Below are 16,327 nucleotides of genomic sequence, written 5' to 3' on the forward strand. Positions count from 1 at the left end.
GGACCCTAGACAAGTCCCATCGTTGCAGGTCAGGAGCACTCTCCGCTTATTTGATCAAGCCTCGGACACTCCACCTCGCGAAAGCCCGAGGCTAGAGACCTGGCCGCACCTGGCGCCGGTGCTGTCGACCAAGACGATCGACTGGGACCTGATCCGCCAGCAGTACGACCAGATCGTGAAGTACACCACCGCCCTGCGCCTGGGCACCGCCGAGGCCGAGCAGGTCCTGCGGCGCTTCACCCGCGGCGGGCCCAAGCACCCCACCTACCGCGCGATCGAGGAACTCGGGCGGGCGGTACGTACGGCGTTCATCTGCGACTACCTCGCCGATGCCGACCTGCGGCGTGAGATCAACGACGGGCTCCAGGTCGTGGAGAACTGGAACAGCGCCAACCACGACCTGTTCTACGGCAAGGACGGCGACCTGACCGGCTCAGACAAGGAGTCCCAGGAGGTCTCGATGCTCGTCCTGCACCTGCTCCAGTCGGCGCTGGTACACGTCAACACCCTGCTCCTCCAGGACATCCTGAGCGAGGAGAAGCGGCAGAAGCGACTCACCGACGCCGACCGGCGGGCCCTGTCCCCGCTGTTCTGGACGCACGTGAACCCCTACGGCCGGTTCGAACTGGACATGAACTCCCACCTCGCCCTCGCCGCCGCGGCGTCCATGGTGCCCGGCCCCCGTACCGCGTTCGATGCGCGGCCTTCCGAATCGGCGGGGCAGGGTGCGGGCGGATCGGCTCAGCGGACGGTGTAGCCGCCGTCGGGGACGACTGCCTGTCCGACCATGAAGGCTGCTCCGGGACTGCTCAGCCACACAACGGCGGAAGCGATCTCCTCGGCCCGGCCGAGTCGCCCGGTGGGGATCTCCTTGATGATGGTGTCCATGTGCTCCGGGGCGTCGGCCACGGCCTTTCGCACCATGGGGGTGTCGGTGGTGCCCGGGCAGACGACGTTGATCTGGATGCCCAGGGGCGCGTATTCGAGGGCGGCGCTCTTCGTCAGGCCGATCACGCCGTGCTTGGACGCGGTGTAGGCGCCGAGGCCGGCAGTGCCCACGATGCCGCTCTGGGACGAGCAGTTCACGATCGCTCCGCTGCGCTGCTGGCGCATCTGGCGCAGTTCGTGCTTCATGCAGTTCCACACACCGCGCAGGTTCACTGCGATGGCGAGGTCGAAGTCCTCCGCGAGGGCGTCCGCCGTCTCGGTGACCGGGACGTGCAGGCCGGCTCCGTTGAAGGCCATGTCCAGGCGTCCGAAGGCGGACACTGTCTGCGCGACCATGGCGGCCACATCGGTTTCGTCGGATACGTCGCAGCGCACCGCGACGGCCCGGTGGCCCTGAGAGGTCAGTTCATCGGCGGCGGCTTGTGCCGCGGCTTCGTCGCGGTCCGCCAGGACCACCGAGGCACCGGCCCTCGCGTATGCCTGGGCCGTTGCCCGGCCGATGCCGGAGCCTGCGCCGGTGACCAGCGCGGTCTTTCCGTCGAAGGAGGTGTTCATGAGGTGCCTGTGCTTTCGGTGTGGCCCGGTTCTCCTCTGCCCGGGCGAGGGCTAACGGGCCGGCCGCGAGGGCGTCGGCTGCGGGCCCGGGGCCTGAGGATGCCGACTGCTCCGTCGTGCGCGCGGCGGTTGCCGTGCGCACGACGGACACTGCTCGCCGGACGGCGGTCGGTGGCGGGTCAGTCGGGCAGGTAGGCAAAGGTGTCCGGGTGCGGCCCGACCCTGCCTTCCTCGCCGCGGTCCAAGGCGTCGATCGCCTGGACCTGCTCGGGGGTGAGGGAGAAGTCGAACAGTTGGAAGTTCTCCGTCATGCGCTCGCGACGCATCGTCTTGGGGAAGACGATGTCGCCGCGCTGGATGTGCCAGCGCAGGATGAGCTGCGAGACCGACTTGCCGTGTGCTGCGGCGATCTTGGCGATTTCCTCGTCCTGCAGGGCGGCGCCCTGGCCGAGCGGGCCCCATGCCTCCACCGCGATGCCGTGACGGCGTGAGGCTTCGCGTGCGGTGTTGTTGGCGAAGTAGGGGTGAGCCTCGATCTGGTTCACCGCGGGCGCCAGACCGGTCTCGCTGATGATGCGGTCCAGGTGCGCGGGTTCGAAGTTCGACACGCCCGCCGTGCGCAGCCGGCCGTCGGCGACCAGGCCGGTGACGGCCTTCCAGGTGGAGACGTAGTCGCCGTCGTAGAGGGTGGGCAGCGGCCAGTGGATGAGGAACAGGTCGAGCTGCTCCAGCCCCAGCTTGGCCAGGGTCTCGTCGAAGGAGCGGCGCACGTCGTCGGGGCGGTGGTTGCCGGTGCTGAGCTTGCTGGTGACGTACAGGTCCTCGCGGGGGATCTGGGAGCGGGCGATGGCCTGTCCCACGCCCTCCTCGTTGCCGTACATCTGCGCGGTGTCGATGTGCCGGTATCCCACCTGCAGGGCCTGTCCGACGATGTCGGCGGTCTCCTCGGGCGGGACCAGGTAGGTGCCGAAGCCGAGCTGGGGGATGGATGTCTGGTCGTTGAGCTTGATCGTCGCAACCATGCCCTCCACGCTAGGCGCGAAAGGGGCTGGTCAGCGAGCCGGAAGGGGGCCCTGACAGGGACTGTCACGGCCTCGGAGGCCTTTCTAGGCTGGACGCGTGGACAAGAAGGCCGAAATCAGCACATTCCTGAAGAGCCGCCGGGCCCGGATCACGCCGGAACAGGCGGGTCTGCCCTCGCACGGGGCCCGCCGTGTTCCAGGACTGCGCAGGAGCGAGGTCGCCGTGCTGGCCGGGGTCAGCGTCGAGTACTACACCCGTCTGGAGCGGGGCAACCTCGGCAGTGCCTCCGACAGCGTCCTGGAGGCCCTGGCTCTCGCGCTGCAGCTGGACGACACTGAGCGCGAACACCTGTTCGCCCTGGCCCGGGCCATGAACACCAGCGCGCGCCGGGCGCGGCACAAGCCCGTAAAGGCCAGCGCCCGCTCCAGCGTGGTACGGATCGTGGACGGCATGCCGGACATGCCGGCGTTCGTGCGCAACAACCGCTTCGACATCCTCGCGGCCAACGCACTGGCCCGCGCGCTGCACTGCGAGTGGTTCGACAGCGCTCTTGGCGAGCCGGTCAACACCGTACGGTTCGTCTTCCTCGACCCCCGGGCCCGGCGTTTCTACGTGGACTGGGAGCGGGTCGCCCGCCAGGGCGTGGGCGCGCTGCGCGTCCAGGCCGCCCAGACTCCCTACGACCGGGAGCTGTCGAACCTGATCGGCGAGCTGTCCACCCGCAGCGACGCCTTCCGCACCTTGTGGGGCGCCCAGGACGTCCACGTCTACAACGAGGGCACCAAGCGGTTCCACCATCCCGCGATCGGCGAACTGGAACTCGTCCACGAAGCCCTGGACGTCGTGGGCGACGCGGGCCTGTCCATCACCGTCTACAGCGCCGAGCCCGGCACCCCGTCCGAGGACAGCCTCAAGCTTCTGGCCAGCTGGGCCGCCACCGCACACGCCCCGCCGGCGGAACAGCCCACCGAGACCCCGCACGAACACTGACCTCCCGACCGCGTACGCCGACGCCCCTTCTTTGTGCGGCCGGACCTGCGCCGGACCCCCGCGCCAGTGGGTGGGGGTCCCTGCCATAACCCCTCACGAGCGTGGCTGTCTGCGCTGCCCGGAGCCTGGTTCCGTGGATACGGGCCGGCTGCTGAATCCAGCCGCCCCCCAGTCTGCGGCGTCGTCGCCCACCCGGATCCCCCGCCAGGGGGCGACGGCGCCGCTTCGTGTGAAAGGACCTCCACGGTGGCCACCACCACAACCCCCACCCCGACCAGCACACCACCGATCACGGTGGAGGCTTCCGCGAAGCTGCCGCCCGTGGTCTGGCTGCTCGGCGCAGTCGCCTTCCTCATGGGCACCACCGAGCTCGTCGTCGCCGGCCTGCTGCCGGAGATCTCCGCCGCGCTGCACGTCAGCGTCTCCTCCGCCGGACTGATGATCACGGTCTTCGCGCTCGGCATGATGGTCGGCGCCCCGCTGATGGCCATGGCGACGCTGCGCCTGCCCCGCCGCTCCACACTGATCGCCGCCCTGCTCGTCTTCGCCGCCGGTCACGTCGTCGGAGCCCTGAGCACCAGCTTTGTCCTGGCACTGGCCGGGCGGTTCGTCTCCGCTCTGGCCACCGGCACCTTCTGGGCCGTCGGCGCGGTGGTGGCCACCGCCGCAGCCGGCCCGGCGGCCAGCAGCCGCGCCATGGGCGTCATGATCGGCGGCGTCACCCTCGCCAACATCATCGGCGTGCCCCTGGGCACCGCCGGCGGCCAGGTGCTCGGTTGGCAGGGCCCCTTCTGGGCCCTCGCCGTCCTCGCTCTTGCCGCGACCGCCGTCATCGCCCGCCGCCTGCCCGCCGACCACAGCGGCAGCACCACCACCGTCCGCGACGAGATCACGGCCCTCAAGCACCCGCGCCTGTGGCTCGTGTACCTGGCCGTCGCCCTGCTGCAAAGCGGCGTCCTGGCCACCTACAGCTACGTCGCCCCACTGCTGACCGAACGCGCCCACCTGCCCGAAGCCGTCGTCCCGCTGGCCATGCTCGGCTACGGCGCCGGCGCCCTGGCCGGCACCGCCTTCGGCGGCCGCCGCGGCGACAAGAACCCCTGGGGCACGGTGATCCCCGCCGCGATCGCAACCGCTGCCGTCCTCGGCGCGATCACGCTGTGGGCGACCAGCAGCGCCGCGGCCGTCGCCCTGATCGTGCTCCTCGGGTTTGTCGGCATCATCAGCAACCCGATCCTGGTCGGCCAGGTCGTCCGCATCGCCGGAGCTGGCCGCTCCCTGCCCATGGCGCTCGCGACCTCCTGGTTCAACGTGGGCATCGCCGCCGGATCCTGGATCGGCGGACTCGCCCTCACCACCAGCGCCGGCCTCAAGGGCCCGTCCCTGGCCGGCCTCGTCCTCGCCGCCACCGCCCTGCTGCCGCTCGGCGTCCTCGCCGTTCGCCGGCGCACCACCCCTACGACAGAGAGCTGACAACACCATGCCTCGCCACATCGCCACCAACACCCGCGTCGACCTCGACGGCCTCCTCGACTTCGTCCGCCCCCGCCACCGCGCGCTCCTCCTCACCCGCCGCCACGACGGATCCCCCCAGGCGTCACCCCTGACCTGCGGCGTGGACGACTCCGGCCGCCTGGTCATCTCCACCTACCCGGAACGGGCCAAGACCCGAAACGCACGCCGCGACCCCTCAGTCAGCGTGATCGTCCTCTCCGACGACTGGAACGGCCCCTGGGTACAGATCGACGGAGACGCCGAAGTACTCGACGCCCCCGACTCCGTGGAGCCGCTCGTCGAGTACTACCGGAACATCTCCGGCGAGCACCCGGACTGGGACGAGTACCGCGCCGCGATGCTCACACAGGGCAAGTCCCTCATCCGCATCGCCCCCCGCCGCTGGGGACCCATCGCAGTGGGGGGCTTCCCCGCACGCGCCGTGTCCTGACATCACGTCCGCCCGCTGGTGACCAACATTGCCCGCACTCGCACAAACGGTCCTTTGCGCGAGCAAGATCAGAACCTGGCCGCCGGACCCCCGCCGATCCCGGATTCGTTCGCAGAACCCGTTCTCACTCAAAAGCGGGACGGGCCCTCTTCTGAGACTTGCATTGTGCGAAAATCCGGATCCATGACGGACCCTCAGCAACCTTCCGCATCCGGCCGGTCGGACGCGGACGACGTCGAACAGCACGCCTGTCCGAAGTGTGACGCACAGCCCGGCTCGCCGTGCCGCTCGCGCGGCGGCGCGGTCGCCTCCGCCTACCACACCCGCCGCTTCACCATGGTGCCCCGGCTGAAGAAGGCGCTGCGGGTGCCGACCCCAGCCGACCGCGGTCCGGGCCGGCCGTGGCGGCCGGGCACCCCGCCGCCGGCGCCGATCGACCCGGACCTGCCGAGCGCGGACATCCGCATCGGCTACGCGCGCTGCTCGACCCTCGGGCAGGAACTCGACTCCCAGCTCGACGCGCTCGCGGGGCATGGCATCCCGAGAGACAAGATCTTCAGCGAGAAGATCAGCACCCGGGTACGGGTCCGCCCCCGGTTCGAGGAGGCACTGAGGACGGCGCGGGAGGTCAAGGCGCACGCCCCGCACTGCCGGGTCATCTTCACCGTGTACGAGATGAAGCGGCTCGGCCGCGACGCCGCCGAACTCACCGCGCTCGCCGACCACCTCACCGCCCACGGCCTGGTCCTGGAGATGCTCGCCGGACCCCTGCCCGGCATCTACGACCCCACCGGCCCGGGGAAGCTGCTGTTCGCGTTCTTCGCGGCGATGGCGGAGACCGAGCGGGAGAACATCCGGGAGTCGACGCTGGAGGGGCTCGACACCGCGGCCCGCAAGGGCAAGCACGGCGGCCGACCGCCCGTCATCACCGACGACATGCTGCACACCGTGCTGCGGCGCCGCGCGCTCGGCGAGTCCGTCGAGCAGATCCAGCCCGACCTGTTCATCCCCACGGGCAAGCGCAAGGGACAGAACCCGTCCGTCGCCAGCATCTACCGGGCGCTCGCCGAACACGCCAAGCGCGAGGCATACCCCGAAGCCGTCGAGCATGCCCACGCTGACTTCGCCGCCCGCCAGGCCGGCGAAGTGCCCGGACCCCGCCTTGCTCTCCCTGACCAAGCGTCACTCTGATTACAGAGAGCTACTTGTCACTTCGTCGTAGCTTCGGGAGAACAGGGCCGGGGCGTGACCACCACACCGTGGACTCCCGAAAAGTGGAACGCCCTTCTCACCAGGTCTTTCAAGTACCTCTCGGCTGCGGTGAAGACGACGCGATCGAGGCGTAGGAAGGCCTTGAAGGGATGCCTCGCCGTTTTGCAATGGTTATGTGGAGAACCTGTACAGACCCGTAGGATGATCATTTTCGGTCGTCGTGGCTGTGCGTGGTAGCCGCGCTTGAACAGAGGGGCGCAGTGGATGTCTGACAGGGGACCGGAACCGGGACCGGCCGACCAGCCGACTGCCTCCGCGAGCATGGAATCCCAGCTGGAAAAGAGCACCGAGGCCGATCGCGGAGTGCTCAAGCGGCGGTGGGTCGCAGCGGTCCTCGTGGCGGCGGCCCTCGCGCTTGCCACCATCGTCACCGGCCTGGTGACCGGCGACAGTGAACAGGTGTCGGCACGATCCGGTACCGCATCCACACCGTCGTCGGACAGTGCGGAGGACGGCACGTCCGCCGAGCCCCGAGCCGAAGAGAGCACGGAGGACCCCACCTCCGGACCGCCCTACATACCGGTCCCTGAGTTCAGCTCCGCAGCCGCACGCGACGTGGCGTTCGTCGGTGACGTCGGCCAGTTCACTGCGTGGCCCGGCGCCACGGAGTACGAAGCCATGTCGTCCTCCGACGGCGGATACAGCATCTCGGATTTCCGCAAGGCCGTGATCAGGGACGCGGAAGCTGTCTGCGGCGCGCTCATCGGCGGGACCGGCATGAACGACGTCCCCGATGCCGTAGGGCTGCCGCTCACCGACCCGATCGACCAGGCCGCCTTCATCGTGGAGGCGGTCACCTTCTACTGCCCGGATCAGATCGCCGCAGTGACCGACGACGTGTACAGCGAGCCGGTGGCGATCGAACAGGACGAAGACTGCCCGGCCGTCTCCACCCTGAAGGCGACAGCCACGATCGAGCAGCCGGACACCGATGACGACCCCACCTCGGCCACGTACTCGGTGAAGGTCCGCAACACCTCTTCGTACGACGTACGCGTCCAGCTCCAGCAGCGCTGGTTCGCCGACGGGAAGGTGTCCGAGATGCAACTCGCCCCCGAGTGGGTACCGGAGTGGGAGTTCTTCGGCGAGACGGGAGAAGACCAGTTCTTCACCATCGAGGCGGGCGAGACCTTCGCCTACGAAGGTGAGCAGGACGGTGTCTACTCCTGGAACCGCACCGAAGTCCGCGTCGCCCCCGAGGAGTTCGTATTTCTCGGATGCGGCTACCGGCCCGGCCCCGGTGCCCTCACGGAGGAATAGCCGCGCGAGTCCCCCTCCCGCCGCACGCGGACGCCGGTTCCCGCGATGAACGGGACCGAGCGCGGGCGGCGCGGACGCTCGAACTCCGACGCATCGTCTGAGGCGAGTCGGTATTTCACCGTCCTCGTCAGGCGCTGACTGGGTGGGGAATGACTGGGGCCGGTCCCTCCAAAAAAGAGGGACCGGCCCCATGCTGCGGTGGCTGCTCGGTCAGGTTGACCACTGGCCATGACAGGGTTCAGCCGATGTGGACGGTGTGGCTGTCCCTGTGCTTGATGAGGAGGTCCAGCATCTTGTTGAACTCCTCGGGCGGCATCTTGCGGATCAGGTGCTGCGCTGCGTAGACACCGTCGTCGTAGGGGAACCGCTTCGGCTGCTCTCCCGCACCGGCCGCCGCCGTAGGAGTGGTGGCCTGCACGGGAACGGAGGGCGTGTCCTTCCCCGTTTCAGCGGCGGACGGCTCTTGCTCCGTGACTGTCGGCATGGAGGGCGCCTGTTGCCCTGTGGTGGCCGGCTCCTCGGGTGCCGGGGATGGTCCGGCCGCGCTGTGTCCGTACGGTTCGCCGTCGTCCGTCGTGCCGGTGATTACGCCGTAATCACCGGAGGGGCTGTCCTCTGAGTGCGCGGGCGTGCTGGTTGCCGGCTGTGGTGCGCGCTTCGCCGGGTCAGGTGCCTTTTCTTCTTTTCGTGCTCTTTCTTCCTTCAGCTCTCGCAGAGCTGCTGCCTGCTGTTCTGCTGGTTTGTTGCCGACAGCCCGCAGCAGGTCGATGGGCTCCTCACCGATGCGTGCCTGCAGCTCGGAAGTGAGGTTGAGCAGGGCGAGACGTTGGGACACCCAGCCCTGGGAGCGGTGAAGGCGCTTGGCGAGGGCCCTTTGGCTTCCGTGGATGGCCAGGAGCCGTTGAAGAGCGCGGGCTTCGTCGAGTTCTTCGAGGTTCTGCCGGTGGATGTTGGCGACGAGGGCGGACTCGAGAAGTTCTTCCGAGGTGGTGCCCTGGTCGTCGCTGACCATCACCTTGATGGTGGTGAGGCCGGCTTCGCGTGCGGCGGCGAGGCGGCTGCTGCCGTCGATGACGACGTGGGTGGTGTCCGGCTCGAGGTCGGCTTCCCGGTCCGGGTTGGCTTTGACGTAGGCGTCGCGGTTCATGACCGTGATCGCCTGCTTCTGGCCGTGGGTCTTCAGGCTGCCGGCGAGGTCGGTGAGGTCTCCGAGCGTGGAGCGGGGGTTGTCCGGGTTGGGGCTGATGCGTTCGACGGGGAGTTCCGCCGGTGGGGCAACGCCTTCGGTGGGTACGCCGGTTGCGGCGGCGACGGCCTGGCGGCGTGCGCTGACGGAACGTACTCCCCCACCGAATCGGCCGGCACCGAGCTGATCGGCCTTGCTCACAAGACCTCCCTGGCGAGCGCGCGCATGCCGACCGCCTGCTGTGATTTGGGGGCGTAGGACAGCAGGGGCTTCTTCACGCGGACGGCTTCCTTCTGTTCCTTGAGGTCTCCGATGAGGCCGACGACCCGCGGATCCTTTATGTCCACCCATCCCTGGAGGGACGAGGTGGCGATGTAGCCGCGGCGGGAGTCGTACAGGTTGACGACGATGCCGAGGTAGTCGATGTCGACCTGGAGGTCGCTGCGGAGGTCGTCGATCTGCGTGGTGAGGAGTCCGTATGCGTCGGCGGAGCTGTCCTCGGCCTGGACGACGATCAGGGCGCCGGACTGTCCGGGGGTTTCTCCGTCGCGGCGGCGGCCGTAGTAGGCGGCGGCGTCCATGCTGAGGCCGAGGCTGGGCGGGCAGTCCACGATGATTACGTCGTAATCAGCTTCGAGCGGGGCGAGGGCCCGCTCGAGTGCGGCTTCCCGGGCGCGTACGGCGGAGAGGCGCACGTCGAGCAGGAACGCGTCGTTGCAGGCGGGCAGCAGGTGGAGCCGACCGTTGAAGGTGTCGTCGTCGATGGAGACGATGAGGTCGCTCAGGTCGCCCTTCGGGTCGCCTGCCATGTGGTTGGTGAGGCTGTCGCCGTTCATGGGCAGGGGTGCGGCGCCGAGCTGGTTGGTGAGGTGGCACTGCGGGTCGAAGTCGACGAGGAGCACACGCATCCCGGGACCGGGGAGGTTCTCGATGTCGAGTGGATCGTCGTCGGGCCCGGCCTCGTCGGGGTGGGCTTCGCTGGCGCGCAGTGCTTTGGTGAGGGCTTTGGCGACGTGGACGGGATGCAGGGTGTTGGGGTCTTCTGCCAGGGCCTCGCCCAGGCCTGCGGTGACGGCGGTCTTGCCGACTCCGCCCTTCTGGTTGCAGACGATGACCCGGCGCGTGATGGAGGGCCGCTCGATGTCCGGGGCCGGGTGGGTGTCGAGCCACAGCTGGACGGACTGGGCCAGCCCCTGGATGAGCGAGACGCGTCGGTCGGCAGCGGTCTGCCGGAACTCCTCCCACTGGCCGGGAGGCAGGAAGGTGGCGAAGGAGTCGGCGCCGGCGGTGTCGACCGCCGCGGTGGCAGAAGCCAGATCGCACCAGGCGCTGATGCCTTCTTCCACGGCGGCCTGGATCTCGATGCCGTGCTGGGCGGCTCTGACTTTGAGGTTCTGCCGGAGCCATCCCGGCAGTTTGGAGACGACCTTCTCGCGGTCGCTGGAGGTGGCTGGCGAACTCATGCAGGACACCATACTAACGTTGATGATCAAAGATGACATCGACACGTTAGTTAGACCAAGTTGATGTGTGCCGGTGACCGCCGCCGGGTGATTACGGCGTAATCACCCGGCCTGCCAAGCCGTCACGAGCCCGTCGGTGATTACGCCGTAATCACAGGTCTGCCAACCCGTCGCGAGCCCGTGGGTGATTACGCCGTAATCACAGGTCTGCCAACCCGTCGCGAGCCCGTGGGTGATTACGCCGTAATCACCGACGGCGGCGAGTGCGCGGTGCCGGCAGCCGGGGGAGAGCTCGGGCAGAGGTCCCGTACGGTGCCCGGCCGCGGATCCGGGTGCTGCCGCACTGCGCCGCAAGCTCATCTCCGCCGCCAGGAGATCCGTGTGGAACGTCCCGGCCGACCGTTCAGGGGGAGCTGCTATGTGTGGTCGTCATTTCGCCGTTGCCGAGCAAAGGGTGTGGGAGGCCTCCCTCATAGGGGGAGTCATCACCATGAGCTACTTCCCCACATGCCTGCGTCGGCCAGTGCTGCTCTTCGTTCCCCACCCGGTTGCTGTCAGGAACGGGCCGGGCCGCCCGACCGTGCAGTGCGCGGGCCGCGCCCGGCCGGTCAAGGGCTCCTACGGCGGCGCTCCGCGCTGGCCTGCGGCCACCCTGGACAGTCCGCCCCGGCCCTGCACCTGGCTGGCTATCGGGCGGCCCCTCCCGAGTGGCGCCCGTCTGGCTGTGCAGGTGCTGACAGCGGTTCTCCGTGGAATCCGAGAGCACGTGTGCGCCCTCCGCTCGCTGGACTGCCCGGCCTCTGGTCATTGCCGATCAGTAAGCTCGTATCGTCTCGTAGGTGCTGAACGGACGGGCGGCAACGGGGGAAGACATGGGCAGGCAGGAGGTGCACCGGAAAGTGCATGCCCCGCTGAAGCGGGCGGGTCTGGAGGTGCTCGAAGGCGGCGTGCCATGCACTGCCTTGCCAGTGTCCGTAATGAGCGCGATGGCCAGTTGCACCCACGAGGAGACGGGCCGGCAGGATGCTTTCGTCGGCTTCGACGACCAGCAACTCATCGAGCAGGCCAACCGAGGCTGGTACGCATTGGCGACCTCCTTCGGCCTGTTCGACGCCGGCCGCGAGTTCCTGCTCGCCCTCCCTGCCCATCGCTACAACCCGCGGGTAGACCTGTACCAGCCTCGTATATGGCGCCGGGTGCGTCTGCTCGATGCCTGGGACGTCATGGGCGCGGCGTGCGCGATCCGCCGGGGAAGATCCGTACTCGGATATGACGACTGTCTGCTCGGCTCGCGATCCGGACGTCCGGAATTTGCGATGCTCTCGCTCGACAGCACTGTCGCCGTGGTCGGAACAACCTGGCAGGACGGCATCGGCTCCCTGGCCGTGCCCAACCCGGGCGACACGGAGCCCGTACGCCGCCTGATCGACTGGGAGGCAACCGGGGCAGACGTGCCACGCGATCGTCGCGCCCAAGCCATCGTGTGGCTGCAGCGCGACAGGCCAGCCGCGGTAGAGCGGGCGTGACCGGTCAGGCCAGCATCCGCCCGCGTTCAACGACAGACACCACTGCGTCCCCGATACAAGCGCCAGAGTGCTCTCGAGACTCGGCGACATCAATCCTCAGGGAGTCACGAAACGCTCTCGCCGCTGAGCAACACCTGCTCTCGGTACTCGCCGACCACACCACCCGCCCGCAGGCCAGCGCGCCGGGGTGGGGAAACAAGCTGAGCAGGTCTGGGGAACGCGTGAGCACCAGGTGGGGAAAATCAACGAGCCCCATCAGTTTTCGTGTGTGCGATGGGCGGGCCCGATGCAGAGGTGGAGCCGGGGGACTCCGCGGGCCCGCCCGGCGCCGGCCGCCCAGGGCGTTACACCTGATCGTCAAGTGGGAGGAGAGGAACGCTGAAGCCCTCGCCGTGGCGGGGGCTTCAGGCAGTGCGTGGAGTGGTTACTGCCACCCGTGCAAGGTCAGGGTGCTGGACTGGTTGAGGCAGCCACGCAGGCCCGCGTCCGGGTACTCGATGATGTCCTCGGGGAGGTCATGGTCGGCGAACCACTGGAGCGTGAGGCACTTCTCGGGCTCCTTGTTGGTGGGAGTGCCCTCCCACTGGGTGGCCGTGAAGAAGAAGCCGATCCGTTCGGAGTCGTCTTCCTGGCGGTGGTGCACGACGTGCAGGAGCCGCAGATGAGCAGGGTCGACCCTGACGCCGGTCTCCTCGAACAACTCGCGGGCCGCCCCGGCGGTCAGGGTCTCGCCCTGGTCGAGCTTGCCGGACGGCAGGTGCCACCGGCGGTAGCCGTAGGGGCCGCCTCTCTGCGAGAGGAGGATCTTCTCGCCGTCGCGGAGAAGGACGTGGGTGTCGATGGTGGGCTGTGCAGGCTGTCCGCTCATGTTTCCTGGGGGGGCGGGGAGGTGGATGAAGCCTCCGACGGTAGCGGGAGCGCGAGGATCGCGTCGGCGATTCGCTGCGCCACGTGAGGCGGGAGGACGTCGGTGGCGTCGATTTCGAGCACCTTGGCGCCCAGGCCCTCGATGTAGGCCGCGGCGTCCCGGTACAGCTCGACTTCCCGAGCGGGTGCGGTGGGGCCTGCCCGGAAGCGGTGCGTCACGCCGGCCATGGCGATGCGGTCCGCGATCGTGTCGGGAGCGGCGGTGAGGATCACCGCCAGGTCGGGCGGCGGCGCGTAGGCGTTGAGGAGTTGGAGGAAGTCCATCGGTACTCCGTCGAGGCGCTGAAGGACGAAGGTTGACGCCACGTACCGGTCGGAGACGAGCAGGTCGCCACGGGCGAGGGCCGGGGCGATGGTGGTCTCGACGTGCCGGTACCGGGCGGCTGCGACGAGGCAGGCCAGGGCCATACCGTGGAGCTGTCCGCCGTGCGTGCGCGTGAAGTTGCCGAGGAAGTCCCCTGAGGGCGGCTCGACCGTCCACTGGAGCGTCAGCGTGGCACCGTCGGCTTGTGGCTTCTTGGTCTCCAGGCGCGTGCCGCCGCCGTGCTCGGTGACGAGGAGACGGTGCGCGCCGCCAACCAGCAGGCCGCCGGCCGACGGGAGCACGTTGTCCATGACGACCTGGATGCCCTCGGCGGGTTGTTCACCTACGCCCCGGAGAAGCAGCTCTATTACACAGTGGAGGCCGAAACCCTTCTCGGTCACGGCAGCGCACAGCTTGCCGAGCAGGCAGAGCAGGCCGTGCAGGGGTTCAGCGACCCCAGCGCCCCGAACTGGGCTTTCGGGGATCTCGCAGGGTCCCAGTGCGACCTGGCACTCATCCGGCTCTTCGGCGGGGACCTGGACGGCGCTGCCGCAGCCATCCGGCCGGTGCTCGACCTGCCCGCCTCACACCGCAACAACGGCATCGTCATGTCGGCGATGCGCGTCCGGCACGCGCTGATGAGCAGCCCCGCGAGGGAGGCTGTCATCGCGCGGGATCTGCGCGCGGAGATCGAGGCCTTCCCGACCAGCCGGCCCGCTCTGCCTCATAGGTAAAGTCCGGGGCATGCACCCGGTAGAACGTTCCAGTGCGCGCCTTGAACTACGGGAACTCGTCTCGGACGACGTGGACGCATTGCTCGCCGTCTACGGCAGCGCCGAAGCGACGGAGCACCTGAGCTTCGATCCACGCACCCGCGATCAGGTCGAGCAGATGGTGGCGCGGTCCATCGCCGCAGCCACCGCAACACCCCGGACCGAGTACGCCCTCGCGGTCATCGAGCGGGAGACGGCTGAACTGATCGGGTTCGGTCGTCTGGCCATTGACCCCCACCAGCAACGCGGAGCCACGACGGGCTTCGCGCTGCGCCCCGCTTCCTGGGGTCTGGGATACGGCCTGGAGACGGTGAAGCTGCTGCTCGATGTCGCGTTCGACGGCTTGGACCTTCACCGTGTCTGGGGCGCGCGGTCACCCCTCAACACGGCTTCTGCTCGGACCATGGAGGCCGCGGGCATGGTCGAAGAGGGAATGATCCGTGAGCACGTGCTGAAGGCCGGGAAGTGGCGTGACTCCGTGGTGCACGCCATCCTCGATCGGGAGTGGGACGCCGCCCGCTGAAGGGCTGCGCAGCGGGCGGTCTTCGTGTCAGGTGGTGCCGTCGAAGCTGCCGAGGGGCACCTTGGACAGCGGGCGTCCTGCGGGTCGAGCACCAGCCGGGGCCGAGGTCCTCCTCCGCGTCCGGGGCGACGGTGGAATCGACCCGCACGACGCCACCCGGCGCCAGCCCCTCGAAGACCTCGCCGCCGAGATGGTCACCCGCGGATGGAGCGAAACCGCCAGATCACCCCCTCAAACTGCTCCCGCAGCCGCTCGGGGTACGGGCCGTACTCGCCTATCGGCAGGTACGGCTCGATGAACTCCCACTGCTCATCGGTGAGCTGCCTACGTGTCACACCCAGCGTCCTACCAGACCCCACCCCCGCACTGGACCAGAACCCGAGAATGATCACGACCTCACACACGCCCTAAGCCGTGCGGCAGCTCTTGATCTGGGCTGATCTCGGGGAAACGGCGCGGTGGCCATCAGTGGCTCGGTAGCGTCGCCGTCATGTTGAGTGCCGAATGCGCGAGGCGCTCCAGCAGCAGGTCGCCAAGGGCTTGCTGATGTCCGTGGTCACCGTCGGCCGGCAGACCATGGTTGCGCCCGAGGAGTGGCCGGACGAGCTTCCGGCCGCGGTGCTCGGCGCGGTACGCAGCTCCAAGCAGATCAAAGCCGACCCGACCATAGCGAACCTGCGCGATTGAGCCGTGCCGCTTCGCGGGCGCCGCAGAGCAGCACAACCCCCGTCCTGCTGAGGCCAGTTCGGGGGTGAGTAATCGTCAAGACCTGTGGATCGGTGGCTATGAGTGGGGCCTTCCTTTGTTGTCGTTGTGACCGCGTAGGAGTTTCAGGCGAGGCCCTTGAGGAAGTCCGAGAGCGCGGTGTGCAGGATCTCGGGCTGTTCCAGGTGCAGGTCGTGGCCGGTGCCGGGGATGCTCATGGCCATGGTGGCGGGTCGCTGCCGGAGCATCTCGTCGGCTTCCGGCGCGGGGATGAAGCTGGATTGGGCCAGGACGACCAGGGTGGGGCACGCGACCTGCTCCCACTCGTGCCGGAAGGAGCGCTGGGCGTTCTCCGCCAGCGAGCGGACCATCACGTCCCGGTCGAAGCGAGGCCACCATCCGTCCTCGCGTTCCTCCAGCCCGGCCGCCCAGCCTGCGCCGACCGGTCCGCCGCCGAATAACGCGGCTGCCGCTTCGCGTGAGGGGAACGGTGTCGGCCATGAGTCGAGCCATCCGCCGACGTCCGCGGGGCCGTTCGGGTTCGGACCGCCGGGGCCGGCCTCGACGAGCACGAGCGCGCGGACGAGCCCGGGATGTGTGGCGGCGGTGAGCATGGCGGTGTGCCCACCCAGCGACTGGCCGACCAGGGCAGGCCGCTGCAGCGCCAGCTGATCGACAACGGCGATGACGTCGGCGACGTAGGCGGCGCGGGAGACGTCCCGTGGGTGGCGCTCGCTGGCGCCGTGCCCGCGACGACCCGATACCGGGAGCTCAGGCATTGTGCCAGCACGTCCCATTCACCCGCGTGACCGGCCAGGCCGTGCAGCAGCACGATGGGCTGTCCCGGCCCGCCCCAGTCCCAGCAGGCAAGCCGGACGCCGTCTCGCACCACCACGTGTTCGGACCACGCCACGTCGGCGCCCCCAG

Annotated in this window: 16 protein-coding genes and 2 pseudogenes; 10 read left to right on the plus strand and 8 right to left on the minus strand. The window is 68.8% G+C overall.

What is annotated here, in order from left to right; all coding sequences use genetic code 11:
* Positions 1–22 precede the first annotated feature (22 nt).
* A complete protein-coding gene (locus tag ACFY3N_RS31340; RefSeq protein ID WP_390820265.1) occupies positions 23–757 on the plus strand; it encodes a Tn3 family transposase in 735 nt (244 codons plus the stop codon).
* On the opposite strand, the gene ACFY3N_RS31345 is transcribed toward ACFY3N_RS31340, so the two are convergent.
* A complete protein-coding gene (locus tag ACFY3N_RS31345; protein WP_390820170.1) occupies positions 742–1,503 on the minus strand; it encodes an SDR family NAD(P)-dependent oxidoreductase in 762 nt (253 codons plus the stop codon). The two genes, ACFY3N_RS31340 and ACFY3N_RS31345, sit on opposite strands and share 16 nt — an antisense overlap.
* Before the next feature lie 179 nt (positions 1,504–1,682).
* Positions 1,683–2,525 carry an aldo/keto reductase gene (locus ACFY3N_RS31350; RefSeq protein ID WP_390820171.1) on the minus strand — a complete coding sequence of 281 codons (843 nt, stop codon included), beginning with the start codon at positions 2,523–2,525 and terminating at the stop codon, positions 1,683–1,685.
* 97 nt (positions 2,526–2,622) lie between these two features.
* On the opposite strand from ACFY3N_RS31350, the gene ACFY3N_RS31355 reads away from it, so the two are divergent.
* The 5 genes from ACFY3N_RS31355 to ACFY3N_RS31375 all read left to right on the plus strand — a co-directional run bounded on the left by ACFY3N_RS31355 (position 2,623) and on the right by ACFY3N_RS31375 (position 7,993).
* A complete protein-coding gene (locus tag ACFY3N_RS31355; RefSeq protein WP_390820172.1) occupies positions 2,623–3,516 on the plus strand; it encodes a helix-turn-helix domain-containing protein in 894 nt (297 codons plus the stop codon).
* 246 nt (positions 3,517–3,762) lie between these two features.
* A complete protein-coding gene (locus ACFY3N_RS31360) occupies positions 3,763–4,989 on the plus strand; it encodes an MFS transporter (protein WP_390820173.1) in 1,227 nt (408 codons plus the stop codon).
* A gap of 7 nt (positions 4,990–4,996) precedes the next feature.
* Positions 4,997–5,461: a PPOX class F420-dependent oxidoreductase gene (locus ACFY3N_RS31365; RefSeq protein ID WP_390820174.1), complete on the plus strand. Its 465-nt coding sequence runs from the start codon at positions 4,997–4,999 to the stop codon at positions 5,459–5,461.
* A 183-nt stretch (positions 5,462–5,644) separates the two neighbouring features.
* Positions 5,645–6,652 (plus strand): recombinase family protein, encoded by a 1,008-nt coding sequence (locus ACFY3N_RS31370; RefSeq protein ID WP_390820175.1) that lies wholly within the window; start codon positions 5,645–5,647, stop codon positions 6,650–6,652.
* Between the two features lie 342 nt (positions 6,653–6,994).
* On the plus strand, positions 6,995–7,993 hold the full coding sequence (locus ACFY3N_RS31375; protein WP_390820176.1) for a DUF732 domain-containing protein: 999 nt from the start codon (positions 6,995–6,997) through the stop codon (positions 7,991–7,993).
* Positions 7,994–8,231: 238 nt separating this feature from the next.
* Here the strand turns inward: ACFY3N_RS31375 and ACFY3N_RS31380 are convergent, their stop codons facing one another.
* Positions 8,232–9,380 carry a ParB/RepB/Spo0J family partition protein gene (locus ACFY3N_RS31380; protein WP_390820177.1) on the minus strand — a complete coding sequence of 383 codons (1,149 nt, stop codon included), beginning with the start codon at positions 9,378–9,380 and terminating at the stop codon, positions 8,232–8,234.
* On the minus strand, positions 9,377–10,642 hold the full coding sequence (locus tag ACFY3N_RS31385; protein ID WP_390820178.1) for a ParA family protein: 1,266 nt from the start codon (positions 10,640–10,642) through the stop codon (positions 9,377–9,379). The genes ACFY3N_RS31380 and ACFY3N_RS31385 overlap by 4 nt, the downstream gene beginning before the upstream one ends.
* A gap of 839 nt (positions 10,643–11,481) precedes the next feature.
* On the opposite strand from ACFY3N_RS31385, the gene ACFY3N_RS31390 reads away from it, so the two are divergent.
* Complete coding sequence (locus ACFY3N_RS31390) at positions 11,482–12,168, plus strand: hypothetical protein (RefSeq protein ID WP_390820179.1); 687 nt, start codon at positions 11,482–11,484, stop codon at positions 12,166–12,168.
* A gap of 424 nt (positions 12,169–12,592) precedes the next feature.
* On the opposite strand, the gene ACFY3N_RS31395 is transcribed toward ACFY3N_RS31390, so the two are convergent.
* Positions 12,593–13,036 carry an NUDIX domain-containing protein gene (locus ACFY3N_RS31395; protein ID WP_390820180.1) on the minus strand — a complete coding sequence of 148 codons (444 nt, stop codon included), beginning with the start codon at positions 13,034–13,036 and terminating at the stop codon, positions 12,593–12,595.
* Positions 13,033–13,710, minus strand: a complete 678-nt coding sequence (locus tag ACFY3N_RS31400; protein ID WP_390820181.1) for a dTMP kinase — start codon at positions 13,708–13,710, stop codon at positions 13,033–13,035. Before ACFY3N_RS31400 ends, ACFY3N_RS31395 begins: the two co-directional genes overlap by 4 nt.
* A gap of 24 nt (positions 13,711–13,734) precedes the next feature.
* Here ACFY3N_RS31400 and ACFY3N_RS31405 point away from each other — a divergent pair, with 24 nt between their 5' ends.
* Positions 13,735–14,133, plus strand: a complete 399-nt coding sequence (locus ACFY3N_RS31405; RefSeq protein WP_390820182.1) for a hypothetical protein — start codon at positions 13,735–13,737, stop codon at positions 14,131–14,133.
* A 10-nt stretch (positions 14,134–14,143) separates the two neighbouring features.
* The gene (locus ACFY3N_RS31410) at positions 14,144–14,695 is read left to right on the plus strand and encodes a GNAT family N-acetyltransferase (protein ID WP_390820183.1); all 552 of its coding nucleotides are present in this window, start codon (positions 14,144–14,146) and stop codon (positions 14,693–14,695) included.
* A 206-nt stretch (positions 14,696–14,901) separates the two neighbouring features.
* Here ACFY3N_RS31410 and ACFY3N_RS31415 read toward each other — a convergent pair.
* A pseudogene (locus tag ACFY3N_RS31415) lies at positions 14,902–15,030 on the minus strand (IS5/IS1182 family transposase); the annotation flags it as partial.
* A 169-nt stretch (positions 15,031–15,199) separates the two neighbouring features.
* Between ACFY3N_RS31415 and ACFY3N_RS31420 the strand changes: the two are divergent.
* The gene (locus ACFY3N_RS31420; RefSeq protein ID WP_390820184.1) at positions 15,200–15,382 is read left to right on the plus strand and encodes a hypothetical protein; all 183 of its coding nucleotides are present in this window, start codon (positions 15,200–15,202) and stop codon (positions 15,380–15,382) included.
* Between the two features lie 143 nt (positions 15,383–15,525).
* On the opposite strand, the pseudogene ACFY3N_RS31425 reads toward ACFY3N_RS31420, so the two are convergent.
* Positions 15,526–16,313: pseudogene (locus tag ACFY3N_RS31425) on the minus strand (alpha/beta fold hydrolase).
* Positions 16,314–16,327 lie beyond the last annotated feature (14 nt).

It is taken from the genome of Streptomyces sp. NPDC000348, from assembly GCF_042898795.1.
Taxonomy (GTDB): Bacteria; Actinomycetota; Actinomycetes; order Streptomycetales; family Streptomycetaceae; genus Streptomyces.